This window comes from Ruegeria sp. AL1 (genome assembly GCF_056540905.1).
The window spans coordinates 285,049-305,763 of sequence record NZ_JBQFXP010000004.1; the positions used below are offsets into that span (position 1 = coordinate 285,049).

21 protein-coding genes are annotated in these 20,715 nt (G+C 59.7%); 9 read left to right on the forward strand and 12 right to left on the reverse strand.

The features are described from left to right. The first annotated feature begins 26 nt into the window (after nt 1–26). Nucleotides 27–953 carry an ornithine carbamoyltransferase gene (gene argF, locus ACRZ9X_RS08690; RefSeq protein ID WP_480517817.1) on the forward strand — a complete coding sequence of 309 codons (927 nt, stop codon included), beginning with the start codon at nt 27–29 and terminating at the stop codon, nt 951–953. On the opposite strand, the gene ACRZ9X_RS08695 is transcribed toward argF, so the two are convergent. After that, on the reverse strand, nt 950–1,543 hold the full coding sequence (locus tag ACRZ9X_RS08695) for a ferric reductase-like transmembrane domain-containing protein (protein ID WP_480517819.1): 594 nt from the start codon (nt 1,541–1,543) through the stop codon (nt 950–952). The two genes, argF and ACRZ9X_RS08695, sit on opposite strands and share 4 nt — an antisense overlap. A 6-nt stretch (nt 1,544–1,549) precedes the next feature. Continuing rightward, entirely contained in the window at nt 1,550–2,038 is a 489-nt protein-coding gene (locus ACRZ9X_RS08700) for a twin-arginine translocation pathway signal (protein WP_480517821.1), read from the reverse strand. Nucleotides 2,039–2,286: 248 nt separating this feature from the next. Here ACRZ9X_RS08700 and ACRZ9X_RS08705 point away from each other — a divergent pair, with 248 nt between their 5' ends. Together ACRZ9X_RS08705 and ACRZ9X_RS08710 are read left to right on the forward strand one after the other, a co-directional pair. Continuing rightward, nucleotides 2,287–3,252: a pirin family protein gene (locus tag ACRZ9X_RS08705; protein WP_480517823.1), complete on the forward strand. Its 966-nt coding sequence runs from the start codon at nt 2,287–2,289 to the stop codon at nt 3,250–3,252. 65 nt (nt 3,253–3,317) lie between these two features. Then, a complete protein-coding gene (locus tag ACRZ9X_RS08710; protein ID WP_480517825.1) occupies nt 3,318–4,283 on the forward strand; it encodes a 2-dehydropantoate 2-reductase in 966 nt (321 codons plus the stop codon). 4 nt (nt 4,284–4,287) lie between these two features. On the opposite strand, the gene ACRZ9X_RS08715 is transcribed toward ACRZ9X_RS08710, so the two are convergent. The 4 genes from ACRZ9X_RS08715 to ACRZ9X_RS08730 all read right to left on the reverse strand — a co-directional run bounded on the left by ACRZ9X_RS08715 (nt 4,288) and on the right by ACRZ9X_RS08730 (nt 9,646). After that, nucleotides 4,288–5,766: an inorganic phosphate transporter gene (locus ACRZ9X_RS08715; protein WP_480517827.1), complete on the reverse strand. Its 1,479-nt coding sequence runs from the start codon at nt 5,764–5,766 to the stop codon at nt 4,288–4,290. Nucleotides 5,767–5,855: 89 nt separating this feature from the next. Next, nucleotides 5,856–6,314, reverse strand: coding sequence for an NUDIX hydrolase (locus ACRZ9X_RS08720; RefSeq protein WP_480517829.1), 459 nt, complete (start codon nt 6,312–6,314; stop codon nt 5,856–5,858). 150 nt (nt 6,315–6,464) lie between these two features. Next, nucleotides 6,465–8,897 carry an ATP-dependent helicase HrpB gene (gene hrpB / locus ACRZ9X_RS08725; protein WP_480517831.1) on the reverse strand — a complete coding sequence of 811 codons (2,433 nt, stop codon included), beginning with the start codon at nt 8,895–8,897 and terminating at the stop codon, nt 6,465–6,467. Nucleotides 8,898–8,938: 41 nt separating this feature from the next. Beyond that, entirely contained in the window at nt 8,939–9,646 is a 708-nt protein-coding gene (locus ACRZ9X_RS08730) for a DUF3108 domain-containing protein (RefSeq protein ID WP_480517833.1), read from the reverse strand. 84 nt (nt 9,647–9,730) lie between these two features. Between ACRZ9X_RS08730 and meaB the strand changes: the two genes are divergently transcribed. The 4 genes from meaB (at nt 9,731) to ACRZ9X_RS08750 (ending at nt 12,499) form a co-directional block, all read left to right on the forward strand. After that, entirely contained in the window at nt 9,731–10,702 is a 972-nt protein-coding gene (gene meaB, locus ACRZ9X_RS08735; protein ID WP_480517835.1) for a methylmalonyl Co-A mutase-associated GTPase MeaB, read from the forward strand. Nucleotides 10,703–10,935: 233 nt separating this feature from the next. Next, on the forward strand, nt 10,936–11,223 hold the full coding sequence (gene rpmB, locus ACRZ9X_RS08740; protein ID WP_480517837.1) for a 50S ribosomal protein L28: 288 nt from the start codon (nt 10,936–10,938) through the stop codon (nt 11,221–11,223). Between the two features lie 432 nt (nt 11,224–11,655). Beyond that, complete coding sequence (locus ACRZ9X_RS08745) at nt 11,656–11,976, forward strand: hypothetical protein (protein WP_480517839.1); 321 nt, start codon at nt 11,656–11,658, stop codon at nt 11,974–11,976. Nucleotides 11,977–12,025: 49 nt separating this feature from the next. Next, entirely contained in the window at nt 12,026–12,499 is a 474-nt protein-coding gene (locus ACRZ9X_RS08750; protein WP_480517841.1) for a copper chaperone PCu(A)C, read from the forward strand. A 79-nt stretch (nt 12,500–12,578) separates the two neighbouring features. On the opposite strand, the gene ACRZ9X_RS08755 is transcribed toward ACRZ9X_RS08750, so the two are convergent. Both ACRZ9X_RS08755 and ACRZ9X_RS08760 read right to left on the reverse strand, forming a co-directional pair. Next, nucleotides 12,579–13,187: an HdeD family acid-resistance protein gene (locus ACRZ9X_RS08755; RefSeq protein ID WP_480517843.1), complete on the reverse strand. Its 609-nt coding sequence runs from the start codon at nt 13,185–13,187 to the stop codon at nt 12,579–12,581. A gap of 61 nt (nt 13,188–13,248) precedes the next feature. Further along, nucleotides 13,249–13,944: an NAD-dependent deacylase gene (locus tag ACRZ9X_RS08760; protein ID WP_480518001.1), complete on the reverse strand. Its 696-nt coding sequence runs from the start codon at nt 13,942–13,944 to the stop codon at nt 13,249–13,251. A 28-nt stretch (nt 13,945–13,972) separates the two neighbouring features. Between ACRZ9X_RS08760 and ACRZ9X_RS08765 the strand changes: the two genes are divergently transcribed. Then, on the forward strand, nt 13,973–14,422 hold the full coding sequence (locus ACRZ9X_RS08765; RefSeq protein WP_480517845.1) for a low molecular weight protein-tyrosine-phosphatase: 450 nt from the start codon (nt 13,973–13,975) through the stop codon (nt 14,420–14,422). A gap of 77 nt (nt 14,423–14,499) precedes the next feature. Here the strand turns inward: ACRZ9X_RS08765 and ACRZ9X_RS08770 are convergent, their stop codons facing one another. The 4 genes from ACRZ9X_RS08770 to ACRZ9X_RS08785 all read right to left on the reverse strand — a co-directional run bounded on the left by ACRZ9X_RS08770 (nt 14,500) and on the right by ACRZ9X_RS08785 (nt 18,430). Then, entirely contained in the window at nt 14,500–15,792 is a 1,293-nt protein-coding gene (locus tag ACRZ9X_RS08770; protein WP_480518003.1) for an MFS transporter, read from the reverse strand. A gap of 198 nt (nt 15,793–15,990) precedes the next feature. Beyond that, nucleotides 15,991–16,932 carry a LysR family transcriptional regulator gene (locus ACRZ9X_RS08775; RefSeq protein WP_480518005.1) on the reverse strand — a complete coding sequence of 314 codons (942 nt, stop codon included), beginning with the start codon at nt 16,930–16,932 and terminating at the stop codon, nt 15,991–15,993. Between the two features lie 66 nt (nt 16,933–16,998). Further along, nucleotides 16,999–17,307 (reverse strand): hypothetical protein, encoded by a 309-nt coding sequence (locus tag ACRZ9X_RS08780; protein ID WP_480517847.1) that lies wholly within the window; start codon nt 17,305–17,307, stop codon nt 16,999–17,001. Nucleotides 17,308–17,665: 358 nt separating this feature from the next. Next, complete coding sequence (locus ACRZ9X_RS08785; RefSeq protein WP_480517849.1) at nt 17,666–18,430, reverse strand: DpnI domain-containing protein; 765 nt, start codon at nt 18,428–18,430, stop codon at nt 17,666–17,668. Between the two features lie 465 nt (nt 18,431–18,895). Between ACRZ9X_RS08785 and lepA the strand changes: the two genes are divergently transcribed. Continuing rightward, on the forward strand, nt 18,896–20,710 hold the full coding sequence (gene lepA / locus ACRZ9X_RS08790; RefSeq protein ID WP_480517851.1) for a translation elongation factor 4: 1,815 nt from the start codon (nt 18,896–18,898) through the stop codon (nt 20,708–20,710). Nucleotides 20,711–20,715 lie beyond the last annotated feature (5 nt).

Here is a 20,715-nt window from a genome sequence, read left to right on the forward strand (position 1 = left end):
CCATCGACAGCCAAAAGCGACATGATATGAACCATTTCCTTGATATCCACAAAACCGACGCCACCGCTCTGAGGGCCATGATCGACCAGGCCAGTTCCATGAAACAGGCGCGCCTTGGCCGCCCCAAAGCTGCCCCGGACGACGAGCAGCCACTGGCAGGCCGCATGGTGGCGCTGATCTTCGAAAAACCCTCGACCCGGACCCGCGTTTCCTTCGACGTCGGCGTGCGCCAGATGGGAGGCGAAACCATGGTTCTGTCGGGCAAGGACATGCAACTGGGCCACGGCGAGACGATTGCGGACACCGCCCGCGTGCTGTCACGCTATGTTGACATGATCATGATCCGCACCTTCGATGAAACCATCCTGACCGAGATGGCTGAATACTCGGACGTGCCTGTCATCAACGGTCTGACCGACCGCACCCATCCCTGCCAAATCATGGCCGACGTCCAAACCTTTGAAGAACATCGCGGCCCCATCGCGGGTAAAAAAGTGGTCTGGACCGGTGACGGTAACAACGTCTGCGCCTCGTTCCTGCACGCCGCGGGCCAGTTCGGCTTTGACCTGACCTTCACCGGCCCGGCGCAACTGGACCCCGAGGAAGAATTCATGGGCTTCGCCCGCCAAAAAGGCTCGACCATCACCGTCGAGCGCGACCCATTCAAAGCCGTCGAGGGGGCCGATCTGGTCGTCGCGGATACATGGGTTTCAATGCATGACAGCCAGTCCGCCAAGGAACGCCGTCACAACATGCTGCGTCCCTACCAAGTCAACGCCGAACTCATGTCCCATGCCAAACCGGACGCGCTGTTTATGCATTGCCTGCCCGCGCATCGCGAAGAAGAGGCCACGTCCGAGGTCATGGATGGACCGAACTCGGTGATCTTCGATGAAGCGGAAAATCGTCTGCACGCGCAAAAGGCAGTGATGCGTTGGTGTCTGGGCGTTTAACGCCTGATTTGCCAAACCCGCAGTCTGGCGAGCGTCGCGGCGCTCGCCAACATAACCAGCGCGCAAAGGGCAATCTTGGACATGATCTCCATCGTGCCCTCTATTAGCAATGCGTGCACGACGCTGCCTGTGATCGTCACGACCGCCAGCGCTGTATGACCCAGTCGCCACACCCGGAACGGCACCCCCAGCCTTTGCCGGTATAACCCCAGTAAGGCCGCCGCAAACGCTGCCCACATGGCCGTCACGCCCCAAACAGAAAACGGGGTGGGTGAGACGAACAGCAAGGCGTCCACTACATCCGGCGGGCTGGTGACCCACAGTCCCGCCACATGCACCACGATGGCCACCGCCAGCGCGATCCCGCACCACCGGTGCCATAGACGACTGGCCACGGGCGACAGGCCGGGCAACCACCGACCGGCCAGCAGCGGCTGCATCAACAACAGACACATGGCTATGATCCCCGAGAAACCCGCAACGATGTAAACCGGCTGCCGCCACGCCAACAGGGGGCTGAACGCCGCCGCGATAACCGGCACGACGATTGCGACGGCCAGCGCCGTCCATGGGATCACGGATCGTAGCACGGAATATCAGGCAGGCTGCAGCACGAAATGGGCGGCCAGCGTCTTGTCTTTTGAACTCGCCATGACGGGACGCAGGAACACTGTTTCGAATGCTCCGCTGTCATAGGCCAGATGCCCATGTGCCTGCCCAAAGGCGGGTACGATCTGCGGCATTTCAAGCCGGAATTCTCCATTGGCATCGGTCAGTGTCGCCCCGTGGCTGCGCTGGTCGCGTTCGTGCCCTTCAGTCGTATGCGCCCAGATCTGAATGCGCTGACCGGGCAGGGGGGCTCCGTCACCCGCGCGCCGTACGGTGCCGGTCATCCAGAAACCGCCACCACCGATCCGTTCGACAATCGGCGCACCGGGCCGGTAATTGTTCGACCCACCGCGCATTGAAGGTGTCGGAGCCACGCTTTTGGCCCGCGCGGGGATCAAAAGACCGGATGTGCCGGTGGCCAGCAATGCGCCTCCGGCGGCCATCAAAGTGCGACGAGAGTATGAATTACGTGTCATGCCAACCTCTTTGCCGAAATCATATCCCAATCCGGGACGCCTGTCCGACAAAGATAGCACGATTGGCTGTCATTCCGAGACCGGCAGATCAATTGTGAACCGAACCTCCAGCGCATTTGGCGCGCAGTGTTAGTGGGGCTCGGCACTCACGCCGCACGGCTTATGTGCGATTGTGCGAATAGATTTCGTGAAGTCTGACCTATATCTGTATTTGTGAACATAAACCCATTTACAAAGGGAGCGCAGTAATGAGTTGGAACCCCACCCATAGCCCCGATTGCCCATCTGAAAACCCCGCCCTTGATGCGCTGATCATTCCGCGCGCCCGCGATTTGGGTGGGTTCGAGGTGCGCCGCGCCCTGCCGTCGGTCAAACGTCAGCTTGTCGGCCCGTTTATTTTCTTTGATCAGATGGGTCCGGCCGAGTTCATAACGCAGGGCGGCATTGACGTGCGGCCGCACCCCCATATCGGGCTGGGCACCGTGACCTACCTGTATCAGGGCGAATTCGAGCATCGCGACAGCCTTGGCACCCATCAGATGATCTATCCGGGCGAGGTGAACTGGATGGTCGCCGGGCGCGGTGTCACCCATTCCGAACGAACCAGTGACGCAACCCGCAGCCAAAAACACAGCCTTTTCGGCATCCAGACCTGGATTGCCCTGCCAGAAGCGCACGAAGACATGGCCCCCGATTTTGAACACCACAAACAGGCCGCGCTGCCGCATATCGCCGATCAAGGCGTCAGTGCCCGGCTGATCCTCGGTTCGGCTTATGGCGAGACCAGCCCCGTTACGATGCTGTCCGAGACCTTCTATCTCGACGTCCAGCTTGACCCCGGTGCCGCGTTCCCGCTGCCGGACGATCACGAGGACCGCGGCGTCTATGTCACTCAGGGCTCGGTCGAGATTGCAGGCGACAGTTTTGAGGCAGGCCGCATGATGGTATTCCGGCCGGGCGATCGTCTCTCGGTCAAGGCTGGGCCACAAGGCGCGCGTCTGATGCTGCTGGGCGGCGCAACGTTGAGCGAGGATCGCTATATCTGGTGGAATTTTGTCTCCTCTTCGAAGGAGAAGATCGAAACTGCCACCCGCGAATGGAAAACCGCAGACTGGGCGAACGGCGCCTTTCATCTGCCGCCCGGCGACGATCAGGAGTTTATCCCGATCTCGGAAGAGCTGGAGCGCACCCGCCCAAGGCTAGCGCGTGTCTGACCTGACGTTACGCTGGCCTCGGGCACGCATCCCGGCGATCCTGCGCGCCAAAGCGGAGGGTCGTCATGAAGATCGTCATTGCAGGCGCGGGAAGCATCGGTTGCTATTGCGGTGGGTTGCTGGCACGCGGTGGGCATGACGTGACCTTGCTGGGACGCGCCCGCGTGCTGGAGCCTATCCGGGCCAAGGGTCTGACGGTCACCGATTTCGCGGGTCTGCGCCATCACATCAAAGGCCTGACTCTGGCCGAAAGCCCGGACCGTCTGGCCGGAGCCGAGATGGTGATTGTAACGGTCAAGTCTGGCGCCACCGCGGAAATGGGCACACTGATTGCGGATCACGTTCAGCCGGCCCCGATCCTGTCCTGGCAAAACGGAATGGATAACGCCCGGATTCTGCGCGCCGCTTTGCCCGAGCACGACGTTCGTGCCGGTATGATCCCGTTCAACGTGGTGCCCACTGAACCTGGTAGTTTCCACCGGGCCACGTCCGGCGAAATTGTGATGCAATCCGGCGCTGGTGAGTTGGGTCGAATGCTCAGCACGCCCGAGTTGCCCGTGACCGAAAGCGAGCAGATCGAGGCGGTGCAATGGGGCAAGCTGGTGATCAATCTCAACAATGCGCTGAACGCTCTGTCGGGGCTGACACTAAAGCAACAACTCATGGATCGCGCCTGGCGATGCCTGATGGCCGATCAGATGGCTGAGGCGTTGTCGGTCCTGAGGGCGGCCGAGATCCCTGTGGCCTCGACCACCCCGCTGCCCACATGGATGACTCCGCATATTCTGCGAATGCCGACGGTACTGTTTTCCGCAATTGCGGCCCAAATGTTGACGATCGATCCCACGGCGCGGACTTCGATGGCTTATGACCTGATGGCGGGCCGCGCGACCGAGATTGACAGCCTGCAGGGTGAGATTATCCGTCTGGGGGCGCAGAACGGTGTCCCGACGCCCCTATGCGCGCGCGTCCGTGATTTGATCTTGAAGGGACCGACAGGGCCGGTGGCGGTAGACCAGATCGCTGGCTGATCCTTTAGTGAAATGCGGTCAGAAGTGTGAAAATCAGTGCTGACATCGCCGCCGCCGCCGGGACCGTGACGATCCAAGCGCCAACGACTGTCATGAAATGCGACCGCCGGACAAGTTTGCGGCGCTGGCGTTCCTCCTGAGCTAAACGTCGCTCAGGCGGGCGCGGGCGGATTGGGTGTTTCCAGCGTCGGTTGGTTTCCCATTCGCGAAAGAAGCCGACCCCGAAGACGGCTCCAACAGCGATATGAGTTGTGCTGACGGGCAGGCCGAACCAACTGGCCAGAATGACGGTGATTGCGGTGGAAAGCGCGACACAATAGGCCCGTACCGGGTTCAGCTTGGTGATCTGCGTGCCGACCATGCGGATCAGTCGCGGCCCGAACAGGCACAACCCGAAAGAGATACCGAACGCGCCGATCAGCATCACCCATTGCGGCACCGCAACCAGGTCGGTGACATCGTGGAACTCGGTCGCGTACACGATCCCTGCCAATGGTCCGATTGCGTTCGCCACATCATTTGCGCCATGCGCAAAACTCAGAAACACTGCGGCGACGATCAACGGCAACCGAAAGAGCGGTTTCGTCGCTTTCCGACTGTTGTTCATGTCGCGCGTGCGGCGATGGACCCATGGGATTGTGACCCGCCAGATGGCAAGGCCACAGACCGCACCGATCATAAACGACGTCGGTGGCGCGATATGTGCCACACGGGCGAGGCCTTTGACGGCCATATATGCGGCAAAGGCACCTGCCATCACGCCAACAAGGATTGGGACCCACCGCCGCGCAGCTTCAAGGCGATCATCCTGGTCCTGAATCTTGGATCTGACCAGCGCCAGAATCCCGGCGGCGATGACGCCACCGACCACCGGCGATACCATCCAGCTGAGCGCGATTGTGCCAACCGTATCCCAGTTCACCGCGCTGAACCCGGCGGCGGCAAGCCCTGCGCCAACAACCCCTCCGACGATCGAGTGGGTCGTCGAGACGGGTGCCCGGATCCAAGTCGACAGATTGACCCACAGCGCGGCAGACATCAGCGCCGCAAGCATGGCCCAGACATATTGTGCCTCGGTGGTGACCGAGGCCGGACGGATGATCTCAGTCGAAATGGTTGACACCACATCCCCGCCCGCCAGCAAGGCACCCGCCGCTTCGGCCACCGCTGCTATGGCGATGGCCACGCCCATGGGCAGAGCCTTCGCCCCGACTGCGGGGCCCATGTTGTTGGCAACATCATTGGCACCGACGTTGATCGCCATATAAGCGCCGAAAACGGCCGCCGCGACGACCACCAGACGTCCATCGGCCTGACCAAACAAAACAGCAGCCATAAGCCCCGCCAGCACCAGAAACGCCAGTGCGATACCGGGTGCAAGCAATGGGCGCGCAACAAACGCATTCGCGTGTTCGACGCGCGAAATGCGGTGCAGGTCGCTGTCCAGCGCCTTCCATCGGCTATTGGTTCGTGTTTCAGACATGGGTTTCAGGGTCGCTTGGGATGACATACGCGGATATCGGGTTGCGGCGGACTGTTCAAGTGTATGGCCCGACATATGTTGCAACTGGATTACATGCGGAGGAACAGCGCGCTCAGTTCCGGTTCGTCGACACGTGCTGCGGCTTCGGTCGGGGTCACCCAGCATCGTGTGCGCTGTCCTGCTTCCGGAAATTGGTCAATCAGTTCATCAACCTCGATCCGATACACGCTGGTCAACACTGGCAGGGATGAGCCGTCATCCAACCGTTTGTCATAAGTGTATGTGCCCACAGCCTTGTGGTTCAGGTGCCTGGCGCGCACGCCTGCTTCTTCCCAGGCTTCCTGAAGGGCAGTTTCGGCGCCGTCCTTGCCATCCATCGGCCAACCCTTGGGGATGATCCAGCGTCCGGTGTCTCGGCTGGTGATCAGCAAAACCTCGGGCCCGTTGTCTGTGTCGCGTGTGCACAGGGCTGCAAACTGCACCCGGCGGGGGCGCAGAAACAGGGGGCGGACAGCCTCTTCCCACATGTTTTTCAGCCATTTGGACATTCTTACCAGACTATTGAGGCGCGCATTTCAACATATAAAGACATATCAACGAACGGTCTTTTCTTCAATGAAACCCCTGTTGCGGCATCTTCCATTGCCGCCGCGCGAGAATTTTCGTCGAAAATTCTAAACAAACGGTCAAGGCCGGTCTCAGCTGCGTCGTTTGGCCCGCAGCGTGGGATCGGCTTGCGTTGGGTCTTCGGGCCAGGGGTGTTTCGGATACTGCGCGCGCATATCCTTGCGTACATCGGCGTAAGAGCCCGCCCAAAACCCCGGCAGGTCGCGGGTGATCTGGATCGGACGTTGTGCCGGTGACAACAGGGTGATCTTCAACGGCGTGCCGCCAACGACCGGGTGATGGGTGACGCCGAACAGTTCCTGCAATCGAACCGAGATTTCAGGCACGGCCCCCCCATAATCAATCGGCACCTTGCGCCCCAAAGGCGTTTCGAATGACCCCGGCGCGCGGTGGTCCAGCTCCTGCATCTGCGACCACTCCAACCTCGCGCGCAGAGCAGGCAGAATGTCGAAACGCTTCCAGTCCTCGGCGCTGCGTACGCCGGACAACATAGGCAACAACCAACCCTCAACGGCTTCCATCAACCCTTCAGCAGAGAAATCCGGCAAGTCCAGCCCCTCTGCCCGAACCAGCTCGACACGTGCAGCCAGACGCGCGGCGGCCCCGTCCAGCCGAATACCAAGATCGCGCACGCCGTCCAGCATAGCCCGGGCAATGACGTCATCCGGGGCGTCCTTCCAGATGCGGTCGTCCAGCGTGATCGCGCCAAGCCGCTCTTGCTTGCGGGCCAAAACGCGGCGATCGCGTCGGGACCATTCGCAGACCTCGACCCAGTTAATCCGATCGGAAAACAGGTCGCGGATTTCGCGCTCGGTGATTTGTGCAGCCATCCGGACCCGCGCTTCCCGAGGGTTTCCATCAGTATCCAAGACCACAAGAAAAGGGGCTGCTGCCAGCGTGTCGTCGCTGTCCAGCACAACACCTTTGCCGCCCGACAGAACATAACGCGGAGTGTCCCCCTTGCGACGCTGACCGATGCGATCGGGATAAGCCAGAGCCGCCATCGCAGCTGGGCTCAGGCCCGAAGACGCACTGTTGCGGCGCAGTCGCTTGGCTTCGGCCCTGACGCGATCAAGCGCGCCCGCGTTGACCTGCCAAACACGGTTGCGCTGAAACGCACGGAGATCGCGCAGGGCCTCGAGCCGCAAAAGAAGGTCAGCCGGGGCGCCGCGCAGGGGATCGCGCTCGGCCATCAGGGCTGCCAACGGGGCCGCATCTGGGCCTGCAAGCTGTACCATATGGCCCAAACGTGGATGCAAGGGCAAAGCAGCCAAAGCGCGGCCATGCTCGGTGATCCGATCCTCTGGCCCCAACGCGCCCAGCATGCGCAGCAGCGCCCGCGCCTCGGACATCGCGCCCTCGGGTGGCGTTGTCAGGAAATCCAAATCATCCGGGGCGGCTCCCCACACAGCGAGTTCCAGCGCCAGATCGGTCAGATCGGCGGCTTCGATCTCGGCAGGCGGGTAAGCGGCCAGCGCCCCTTCTTCGCCCTTGGACCACAGGCGATAGCAAACCCCCTCGGCCACGCGACCTGCACGCCCGGCCCGTTGCGTCGCCTCGGCGCGTGTCACCCGTTCGGTCACCAACCGCGACATGCCCGAGCCCGGATCGAACCGCGCCCGTCGCGCTTGCCCCATATCGACAACCACCCGAATATCGGGGATGGTCAGGGATGTTTCGGCAATCGATGTCGCCAGAACGATCTTGCGGCCTTTCTGAACGGGTGCAATCGCCTGTTGCTGCGCCGCAAAAGGCATCGCGCCAAACAAAGGGCGCACCTGACACCCATCGCGCACGCGCCCTGCCAGCGCGGTTTCGACCCGGCGGATCTCGCCCTCACCGGGCAAGAACACCAACATGCCACCCGAGGTTTCGCGCTCGGCCTGGACAACCAGATCGATCAAGGCGTCCAACCGCCGCTTTTGGAGGCCCAAAGGCTGGTCCAACCAGCGGATATCAACGGGAAAGCTGCGCCCCTCGGAGGTCACCAGCGGCGCATTCATCAATCGACCCAGAGGCTCCGTATCCAGCGTGGCTGACATGGCCAGCAAGATCAAATCTTCACGCAGCGCACCGGCGACCTCTAGACAAAAAGCCAGCCCCAGATCGGCGTTCAAAGAGCGTTCGTGAAACTCGTCAAAAATCACTGCCCCGATGCCCGGCAAATCCGGGTCGGATTGCAACATCCGGGTCAGGATACCTTCGGTGACGACCTCGATCCGCGTTGAATTCGAAACCTTTGCCGCGCCGCGGACCCGGTAGCCAACCGTCTGGCCCACAGGTTGACCCAGCGTTTCCGCCATCCGCTCGGCGGCGGCGCGCGCAGCCAGACGGCGCGGTTCCAGCACCACGATCCGACCGGCGCACAGGCTGGCCTCCAGCATGGCCAGGGGCACTCTTGTTGTCTTGCCCGCACCCGGTGGCGCTTGTAAAACCGCCCTCCCTGAGGCCTTCAAAGCCGCAAGCAGGTCGGGAATGGCATCATCGATAGGCAGGCGAGTCATGCGGTCTTTATCCGTCAATGGCGGCGCAACGTCCAGTTCCGCTATTTGCGCACCACAACTGCTGCGCCATAGATCGTCTGAGCCTCAACCCGCTTGGTCCGCATGACCTTTCCATCGGGCACATAAGTCACCGTGACGGCAAACTGGCTGCCTGTTCGCAGGTCATTCGGACGGTATCCGGCCAACCGTGTGAACGTCCCACTGCACCGCACTTCATCACGCTTGTCCTCGCGACGGGTCAGGGCAATTTCGGTCAGGCGCTCGCCGTCAAATATCTTCTGACGCAAGCTGCACATCGTCCTTGGATCCTGATCGCGCAGAACCATGTAAATCGCAGTCAGAGGGTCCACGGCACCGCGCTGTTGCGCATCGGTCACGGCATATCGCTTGCGCTTCCTGATCTTGGGGCCACTCGCCTGGGCGAGACCATTCTGATACTCAAGCCGCACACGCGATTCCCGTTGCCCGGTGTCCAGATCCTCGACATAAAGGGATGGGGCAAAGCGTGTGCCATCCTGATGCCCCTCCGCCTCGATCACAAACCGCACCCGTTTGATCGCGCCAGCCAGACCTGTCGTCCACAATTGGCTTGAGACCGCATAGCGACCCTCGCTTAGCCGGGCATCCAGCACCATCTCACCCATTTTGACCCCCAGAGCGCGAAGCGCATACCGGCTTTGATCGGCGATCCCCATTTCGGGCAGGAAGCAAAAGACCCAAAGCAACAGAAAGGTGCGAACAGATGGCATGTGATCGATTTCCCAAACAGTCCGGTCTGGACAAATCCCCCTTTGGGGCGGCAAGTAGTCTTGCCGCAAAAGATCGGGGTAATAATGGAAAAAGACAGCCTGGCTGACAGAATTTTGAACGCAGATCGGCGAGCTCTGGCCCGGGCGATCACCCTGGTCGAAAGTGGTCGCGCCGATCATCGCGCACAGGCCACCGAGCTACTGACGCGTCTCGCCGGGGCCGGGCGCCAGGCCCTGCGGATCGGTCTTTCGGGCACGCCGGGGGTCGGCAAATCCACCTTTATCGAAAGCTTCGGCATGATGCTGATCGGGCAAGGACTGCGTGTGGCCGTCCTGGCGGTCGATCCAAGTTCGGCCCGTTCAGGCGGATCAATCCTGGGCGACAAGACCCGTATGGAACGTCTGAGCCGCGAGAAAGGCGCCTTCATCCGTCCGTCCCCCAGTCAATCGCACCTTGGTGGCGTCGCCCGCCGAACCCGCGAAGCGATTGCCCTGTGCGAGGCGGCGGGGTTTGACATTGTTCTGATCGAAACCGTGGGCGTCGGACAATCGGAAACCGTAGTCTCCGAAATGTCGGACCTGTTCCTTCTGCTTCTGGCCCCCGCAGGCGGTGACGAACTGCAAGGTGTGAAACGCGGCATCATGGAGATGGCCGACATGATCCTGATCAACAAGGCCGACGGAGACCTCAAGGCCGCCGCGACCCGCACCTGTGCCGATTACGCAGGCGCTCTGCGCTTGTTGCGCAAGCGACCGCAGGACCCCGAAGGGTTTCCCAAAGCCATGACCGTATCGGCTGTTGCGGAACATGGGCTGAGTGACGCATGGGGCGAAATGCAGGCGCTGACTCAATGGCGTCGCGAATCCGGGCAGTGGCAGGTCAATCGCGCCGCTCAGGCCCGCTATTGGTTTGACCAGGAACTCCGCCATGCACTTCTGGCAAAGCTGGAAACACCCCAGGCAAAGGCGGAGATCGCCGCACTCAACCAGAAAGTGGCACAAGGCCTCCTCAGCCCGACGGCCGCCTCCGAACAATTCCTGTCAAAACTGACTTGAAAACAGCGCGCCCGCCGCTTCATCTTTTCCAAAATACTCCCACCGGAGGCATGGCCCGTCAGGGCCATTTGTGCACCCCTCGCATGTCTCAAAGATTTCCTGTGTTGCGTCTTGACCCTTCCGGCGATTCCCACTACACGCATCCAACCAGTTTTCGGGCGCGACTTCGGGTTGCGCCTCTTGTGATTTGGCCGCGGGCATACGCCCGGCCTCCAGAAACAAAGGAAGAAACCATGTCGCGCCGTTGCGAACTGACCGGAAAAGGCCCGATGACTGGCAACAATGTCAGCCACGCCAAAAACAGAACTCGTCGCCGTTTTCTGCCCAACCTGAATGACGTCACCCTGCAGTCGGAAACCCTGGGCCGTGGCGTCAAGCTGCGCATCTCGGCGGCTGCGCTGCGTTCGGTAGACCACCGTGGGGGCCTGGACGCGTTCCTGGCCAAGGCCAAGGACGAGGACCTGTCCGATAACGCGCTGAAAGTGAAGAAAGAAATCGCCAAGGCGCAAGCTGCGGCGTAACACCACTTCGCGACCGAAATTCAGCCTCGCACCTTCGGGTGCGGGGCTTTTTCTTTGCCGAACGCTTGTGAGCGTTCAGTGCTTTGTTGAGGTAACCGCAACAATTCAGCCTCTTTCGTGATCTTGTTCACATACGATTCGCTGAATATTGAATATGTTTATACTTATTCTCATTGTGGAGGGTTCCCCATGCCTTTCAAAGTTACTGATTACATTATGTTTATTCCCACTTCGATTGCAGCGGCTGTCGCGCGGTGTACGCGCATGCAGCGTCGGGTCAATCGGCTGCATACCGGATTGAACTCCGAGGCAGTGAAAAACACCGAGTCCTGAAAAGGGCGATTTGTCCCAGTCCTGCCTTGGCGCTTGAAGCGGGCTTTCCGCTAGGCGTATATCCAGGGCAGGATGTCGGTCTCTGTTCGAACACCCCTTATGATCGCAATGTCCCTGCTGGTTGTTCTGACCGGACAGGGCCTTGCCATGTCCCGCGGGTTGGATCGCGCGGTGGGTCAGATGGTTCTGTGCACCGGCACGGGTCCGGTGGTTGTCTACATGGACAAGGATGGCCAGCCCACCAAGGCACCGCATTACTGCCCCGATTACGCCCTGTCATTGTTGGGGGCCGTTCACGAACCTGCGCAGCACTTGCCGGCGGCACCTGCGCCAATCCGCATCGCGCCGTGCGAGCTTGCGCTGCACCTGATTGCCGCAGCTGTCCCGAATGCGCCAGCCCGGTCGCCTCCTCCTGTTTGATGCCCATTAACTCACTTTGAAAATCAAACAGTTCTAAAGGAGAGGCGATATGCCACTCAAATCCACTCTACTGGCATCTCTGTTAACCTGCCTTCTGGCCCCGGCGGCCTTTGCCGGAGGCACTATCGTCGTCGAAGACGCCTATGCCCGCTCGGCCGGAAAAGCGGCCAAGGCCGGGGCGGCATTCATGATGATCGAAAATCAGGGCGACACGGCAGATCGGTTGATCGGGGCCACATCAGATGCGGCCGCCCGGGTCGAGTTGCACACGCACGAAATAGACAGCAACGGCGTTGCCCGGATGGTTCATGTCGAAGACGGGATGGAGATCCCGGCGGGTACGGTTCACATGCTGAAACGCGGAGGCGACCATGTCATGTTCATGGGCCTGAAAGCGCCCTTTGAACAGGGCGCAACCGTGCCTGTGACCCTGATCTTCGAGAAGGCCGGTGAAGTCGTGATCGACGTTCCGGTTGATCTGGAGCGTCAGGATGCCGGCGGACACGGCGGGCATTCGAACTGAAAACGCCCGTCTTCAGGCCGCGTTGCGGCCGTCATCCATGCGTCAGGCCGGGTCATACCCGGCCTGTTTCCGTTGCACTCTAGCGGTTGACGACTCGAATCGCCACACGATCCCGGGCTTGTTTGAAACGCGCAGCCAGCAAAAACATCACGGCAGCAAAGGCGAGGGCCGAGAAGGCAATGGCCCAACCCAGTGCAACCATCCCGCTGCCGGGCCAGAACAGCAATATCAAACCAATGACCAATGCTAAAAAGCCCGAGTTGCGCATTGTTGTGGCGTCGGGGTGGTGGGCGGACATTTGTTTCCACGACATTAAAGCGCCAATGCCGACAATAAGCGCCCATGCACCCAGCAGGAAGAACGTCAGCCGCGCAACCCCTTCTGGCCAGACCAGCAGGACCACCCCGATGACAAGGGCACCGATCCCCACACCGCCGATCAGCCCGCGCCGACCAAAACCTAACAAGGTCAACCCGCCGTCCAGTAAGAGCATCACGCCGACAAGTCGCAGCAGCAATGAGATGCTGCCGGTCGGCCAGAACAGTGCCGCGACGCCCAAGAGACCGGCAAAAATCCCTCGCAGCAGAAAGGTCCACCACAGGTTCGCCAACTGATCGCCCAAGGCATCGCGTCCATCCATGCTGTGATCGCCAAGAATTTCTCCGCGTTGGGGCTCAGGATCTGTCATTTTGGTCTCCGGTTCGGTTGAGGTTTAAGATTACACGATTCCCCAGATGCGCGCCTGCGCATTATTGTTGACCGAGAAGCAGATCGACCCAACGCGGAACGGTTTCCGAAGCTGGGCCAAGAATGACCCGATCAAAGCGCGCCGCGCCGGATGACGGTTCCAGGTTCAACTCAACCGTTCGGGCACCGGATAGCGCGGCCTCGTGCACAAAGGCCGCTGCAGGATAGACCTGCCCAGAGGTCCCGATGGATGCAAAAATCGTCGTCTCGGCCAGATGCTCGTATATTTCTTCCATGAAATAGGGCATCTCGCCAAACCACACCACATCGGGCCGGGCCGAGGGCTGCTGACAGGCCGGGCAGGGCTCGCCCACCTCCATCTCGGGCGGTGAGGTCCAGCGATGCCCGCAAGCCGCACACAAAGCCCCGGCCAGCGTGCCGTGCATATGGATCACGCGCGCGGCCCCTCCGGCCTCGTGCAGGCTGTCGACATTCTGGGTGACGATGATCACCTCTCCCACCCAGTCCCTTTGCAAGCGCGCCAATGCCCGATGCGCCGCGTTGGGCTGCGCCTTTGCCGCCTGCACCCGGCGGGCATTGTAAAACCCATGCACCAGCGCCGGGTTGCGGGCGAACCCTTCGGGCGTCGCCACATCCTCGATCCGGTGCTGTGCCCACAGGCCCCCTTCGTCGCGGAAGGTGCCCAGCCCGCTTTCGGCGGAAATCCCGGCCCCGGTCAGAATGACGATCTTTCCCATACCCGCCTCACGCGCTACACCCTTTGCCATGACACACCGTATCCTATTCGTCTGCCTCGGCAATATCTGCCGCTCACCCGCGGCTGAGGGTGCCTTCCGCGCCCGTGCCCCGGAGTACAAGACCGACAGTGCCGGAACCTCGGGCTGGCATATCGGAGACCCGCCCTATGACCCCATGCAAAAGGCTGCCCGCGCCCGCGACATCGACCTTGGCGACCTGCGTGCGCGTCAATTCGTGGCCGAGGATTTCAACCGCTTCGACCTGATCATCGGCATGGATTCCGACAACATCGCCGCAATCGAGGACCTGCGCCCCGAAGGCAACGACACCCCGGTCCGCGTGTTGACCGATTTCGCGCCCCATACGGGTGCGGATCACGTCCCCGACCCGTATTACACCCGCGATTTCGACGGCGCGCTGGATTTGATCGAAGAGGCAGTTGCGGGATTGGAGACGCATTTGCGGACAAATGTATAGGCGCAGAGGGTCAGATTGGATGTTGTCCGGCGGCTGCCGGGAGCTCTCTACAATCAAAGCTGCGCCGTGCATCAATGTCAGCCATCGGTCTCCGCACCAAGCCGTTTTGCCAAGACTCCGGTCAGGAACGCGGCAATGACAAGAAACGCTGCGCCGACAAGCCATGCCGTGGGTGTTGAGTAAATATCGGCAATGGCTCCCGCCAAAATCAGGCCCAATGCAGCCCCGAGTTGCTGTATCAGCGATCTCAAAGACAGCATCGTGGATCGCTGGCGGTCTTCTACGCATCTATGCAGAAAACTGCTGGCTGGCGTCTCTGAAATGCCAAGGACAACAGAAAATACGATGAATACCAACGCAAATCCGACGATGCCGCTCTGCAAAGCCAACGCGACCTGAACGACCGCCGTGCAGGCGAATGCCGCCGTGAGTGTCATCGCGTGCCTTCTCTTGAAAATGCGACTGATGCGAGGTGACAGCCACGCGCCAAATGCGATTGAGAAGAAATAGGTTGCAGTCAAGACACCGATGATGGTGGTCGCATACTCTGCCTCGAGCATAGGTTTTGCATGGGTCGGCCAGATCACTTCGACCGGGTTTGTCGCCATCAGGAAAAACGCCAGTGCGGCCAAAAGCACCGATAACGCCGGATGTTTCAGGGCAAGCAAACCTGCGTCTTTGATCACCATCGGTACAGTTGCGAACCCCTGTTTCAGAGCTTGAGGGTCCAGCGGGCGCGGTTTTTCCACGATGAAACGCAGGGTATAAACGAGAACCCCAAGCATCACTGCCAAGCTCGCCACATAGGACACATCGTAGACACTGACGCCCAGCCGCTCTGCCGTCGTGCTGAAGAGATCGGGCAAAAGGCCTCCCAGAACAGCCCCCGTGGCCAAGCCCATGGCATTGGCCCATTGTGCTTTGGCAAGTGCGGGTTGAACATCCACATTTGGTGCTGCGGTTTTGAAGGTTTCAACGAACCAGGCGTCGAGCGTGCCCGACCGCAATGCTCGTCCTAAACCGATGAAGGCAAATGAGAGCGCGAGAACATAGAAATCGCGTGTGGAGAGGAAAAGTACCAGTGAGATCACGCTGGCGACGACCGCCGCCAGAAAGACCGGCTTGCGCCCAATGGTGTCGGCCAATCCACCAAAGGGGAGCTCCATCGCCATGGTCGTAAGGGAATAGACGCCGAAAAGCAGCGATATCTGGAACAGGTCCATGCCCCGATCGGTCAGCGCCAAGGCTACAACGGCAGCCGTCAAACCCATCGCGAAACGATCGAGAAACTGGTGAACCTGAAACACCCGGATGTGCCGCCTCGCCGGACTGGTCAGCGCAGCGAAGGAGAATTCTAGTTCCGTTGTCATGATCGCACCTTCGGCTTTGCAGGCAACGTGCACAAGACCTCGCTGAACCGAGGTCTATCCTGCGTGCGGGCGGTCGCTTGTACGGGCGCGGCGAAAACCCGGTTCGTCCTGCAACGCGCATTTTGGCCACACTCAATCTGCAAACCGGGCTCGAAAAATCCGGAAATCTCAACGGTCCGACACGGGTTCAAGCCCGGTTTAGCCCATAATCTTCAACTGCCCGCCCAGCCACGGCAACTGCGCCACCGCCGGATCAACGATCTGGCTCTGCATCAGCCGCCGGATCATTCCCGCGACCTCCTGCGGGACCTGATCGGACCAGTCGGTGCGGGTGAACAGGGAAATCGTGCGTGCGAACGCGCCGAACGGGGCAGGGTGCGCCTCCATCCCGTCATGGAACCGTGCCGCGCGCATATAGCCCAGCGGCGTGGTGATCGCCCAGCCCAGCCCCCGCGCCACCATCGCCATCAACGCGAGGTGCGAGCCGATCTCGAACCGTTCCTCGAACTCCATCTGTTGCCGCGCCAGATGGCCTTCGATCTGACGGCTGATCAGCTGCTCACGGGCATAGCGCAGAAAGGGCAGGTGCTGCATCGGCTGCTCGGCCCCCTTGGGCGCAACCAGAATGAACGGATCCTGAACCAGAGGGTATTCGACCACCCCCTCCAGCACCTCGCCGCTATGGGCCGAGACCGCCAGATGCAGGCGCTGTTCCACCAGCGCCTCGAAAATCTCGAGGCTGGGCAACGTGGTCAGCTTGAATTTCGATCGGGTCAGACTGTCGGCCAGCAATGTGGCCAGCCGCGGCGTCAGGTCATTGTCGAAATCGTCGATCAGCCCGATGGACAGCGTGGTCAGATGCCCCAGATCCATCACCGCAAGCTCGCTCTGGGCCACCTGCAACTCACCCAAAACCGCCTGCGTGCGCGCCAGAAAGCTGCGCCCCGCCTGCGTCAGCCGCATCGGCCGCCGCCCGTGATCCACCAGATCGGTGCCCAACGCCTTTTCCAGATTGCGCAACTGCTGCGATACCGAGGGCTGGCTGAGCCCCGTGATCTCGGCCGCCTGCGCCACCGATCCGGTCCGTGCCAGCGCCTCGAACACCTCTAGGCCCCGCAGGGTCAGCCCTTTCATCACCATCAGATACACCTTTCGCTGCGCCATTTCTGAGGCGCAGCGGGCATCAGGTCAAGGATTTGCCGTAGGCTAGCTGCAGATCGCCTGCGCCATCTGGCCAAAGTTCTGATACCGATCCCACAGCGCATCATCGCGCGCGGTCTGCGACATCTTCAACTGCTGCGCCTGATGGGGGTCTTCGAACCACTTCGAGACGGTCTTCTGATCGCTGCGCGTCAACGCCTGATCCGCCACGCGCTGAATGCAAGAACACCGCGCCCGCGTCGCCGCCTCACGATCTGATGCCAAACACGCCTGCTTGATCTTGGCCGCTTCTGCAACCGGAGCAACCGCCGTCAGCGACGCCGCACAACATGCGATTAGGAGGAACTGTTTCATACTCGAGCCTCGTTTTTGCCTGCCCGGACGGGTCTTCTGCCCCTCTCGGTCTGCGCGGGATTATGAATCAAAGTGGAATCGGGATCAATCGGGCGGTTCGAAAAAGTGATAGCACGAGTCAGAAACGCCCCATCCCGTAGGCCGGGCTTCAGCCCGACAGTGGTCATTCAAGCATGTTTCTTGCGCGCCAGTTTCACCACATTGCTTTGAGAGTGGTTCGAGTAAGTTGCCCAATCTGGGGTGTACTCTTCTGACTGGTTCCCCCAGACGGTCCAACCATTACGCGGCCCTCTTGCAAAAACTTCTATTTGCTCGCCAAAGCAGTATTGTTCGGTGATGTAACATTGCTCATAGGGTTTCATTTGAGGCGGTAGTCACCTTTCCCCAAAAATTCTATGTGCCCGTGGTCTCTTAGCTTCTGTAGTTGCTGGCGCACCTTGGCTCTAACATTGTTGTTGTTTGGGTATTTTGCTTGGAGCGCGCCTTCGAGGGCATAAATATCTGACAAAGAAAAACTCTTTTGCCCAATCTGATCCACACAGTTCAACACATCCAAAAGCCAGCCACGGGCTTGCAGGCTCTGATGCCTCAAAAATTCCAATCGCTTCCAGTCTTGCAATACCTTGCTCCGTTCTCGCACAAATCCATTCTTTACTATGCCGATCATTCCGTACGATGGAATCTTGTTGAGAAGGATATTGGATCCAACCCAGCCCGCTCTTCGTGCCGTGGGCTTCAATGGGGCTCGTTTCTCAATCGCGAATAAGGTGAACAAGTGCCGTGGAACAATATTCAGATTGATGACTTCTTGCTCGCGCAAGTTATATTGCAGCAGAATCAGATTTGGCGAAGTGTCAGAGCTAAGACGTTCAATTTTAGCCGAATATGCACCATCTGCCACTTTCTTGCCAAAGGCGCGACTTTGGCTCTTTAGTTCAAACTCATCACCACATTGATCACAAAAGAAGTCAGCGACGGGCTGGTTCGCGCTAAATTGTGAGAGTTGAGCGTTGCCGCAATTCGGACAGAACATCCAGGTTTTCGCCCAGCGTTCGGTGACAACGCGAGCAGTTTGACTGGCGCTTTTGAACGCTGTTTGTGTTTCTTCAAATCCTGTTCTCAACGATATTCCTTGATTATCTTAGCTTTCTGTCGTTTGCTCGTCGGCCACTTTTTAATCTCAAAGGACATCGCCCTGATGTAGTCGGCGGATTCTCCGGCATCTTCGCTAGAAACTAGAACTACAAACTGATCCGGTCCTAGGCGTTCGACGATGACGCTCAAGTCTTCACTATCAATTGGTGTTATACCCTTTATGTCGCAGTCTCCACAGCGATCATCGCACTTGCTAGACCACTCATCTTCCCAAAACTCATTGCATTCTGGGCAGACGTATCGATTGCGAAACCAAGCCATTTTCGAAACCACCTTTTTCGGTAATTGTTTGCTCCATCAGTAACCACAGAATTAGCATCGGATCGGCAGCTTTTGCTAGTCGCAATAGGCTCTTTGGCGACGGTAGTATTGTCGGAGTCGTTCGTTCGTTGGCCATTGACCACAGCGCATTTCCGACGCATATCCCCAACCCATGACAGACCTCGCTCATATCCGCAATTTCTCCATCGTCGCGCATATCGACCATGGCAAATCCACCCTTGCTGACCGGCTCATCCAAGAGACCGGAACGGTCAAGGATCGCGACATGAAGGAACAGCTGCTCGACAGCATGGATATCGAGCGTGAGCGCGGCATTACCATCAAGGCCAACACGGTTCGCATCGACTATACCGCCGACAATGGCGAGGCATATGTGCTGAACCTGATCGACACCCCCGGTCACGTGGACTTCGCCTATGAGGTCAGTCGGTCGATGCGTGCGGTCGAGGGTTCTCTGCTGGTCGTGGATTCGACCCAAGGGGTTGAGGCGCAGACGCTGGCGAATGTCTATCAGGCCATCGATGCGGATCATGAGATCGTGCCGGTGCTGAACAAGATCGACCTGCCCGCGTCCGACTGTGACCGCGTGGCCGAACAGATCGAGGATGTGATCGGCATCGACGCGACCGACGCCATTCAGGTCAGCGCCAAGACTGGGCAGGGCATTCACGAAACGCTCGAAGCCATCGTACAGCAACTACCCGCGCCGCAGGGCAATCTCGACGCGCCGCTCAAGGCGATGCTGGTGGATTCGTGGTACGACGCCTATCTGGGCGTCATCGTTCTGGTCCGCATCATGGACGGCACGCTGAAAAAGGGGATGCGGGTCAAGTTCATGTCGAACAACACCCTGCACCATGTCGACCGCGTCGGCGTTTTCCGGCCTGAGATGGAGATGGTCGACTCGCTTGGCCCCGGTGAGATCGGCTTTCTCACCGCATCCATCAAGCAGGTCCGCGACACCCGCGTCGGGGACACGATCACCAATGACCGCAACGGGACTGAGGACGCTCTGGACGGGTTCAAACCCGCGCAGCCGGTGGTGTTCTGTGGTCTCTTCCCCGTCGACAGTTCCGAATTCGAAGACCTGCGCGATGCGATCGACAAATTGGCGCTGAACGACGCCTCATTCTCGTTCGAAATGGAAACCTCGGCCGCGCTGGGCTTTGGTTTCCGCTGCGGTTTCCTTGGGTTGCTGCACCTTGAGGTCATCCGCGACCGGATCGAACGCGAATATGATATCGAGCTCATCACCACCGCGCCGTCGGTGATCTATCACGTCTACATGAAAGCCAAAGAAGGTTCAGAGGGGGAGATGATCGAGCTGCACAACCCCGCCGACATGCCCGACCCGTCCAAGGTTGACCATATCGAAGAGCCGCGCATCAAGGCGACCATTCTGGTGCCCGACGAATATCTGGGCGACGTGCTGAAACTGTGCCAGGACCGCCGTGGTATCCAGCTGGACCTGACCTACGCGGGGTCGCGGGCAATGGTTGTGTACGACCTTCCCCTCAACGAAGTGGTGTTCGATTTCTATGATCGCCTGAAATCGGTAACAAAAGGTTACGCCAGCTTTGACTATCAGATGACCGGGTATACCGAGGATAATCTGGTCAAGATGTCGGTGCTGGTGAATGACGAACCCGTGGACGCCCTGTCAACCATGGTTCACCGCGACCGGGCCGAGATGCGGGGCCGGGCGATGTGCGAAAAGCTCAAAGACCTGATCCCGCGCCACATGTTCAAAATCCCGATCCAGGCCGCTATCGGAGGCAAGGTCATCGCCCGCGAGACCCTCTCGGCCCTGCGCAAGGACGTGACCGCCAAATGCTACGGAGGCGACGCCACACGGAAACGCAAACTGCTGGACAAGCAGAAGGCGGGGAAGAAGAAGATGCGTCAGTTCGGGAAGGTTGATATCCCGCAGGAGGCGTTTATTTCTGCGCTTAAGATGGATAGCTAAGGCTT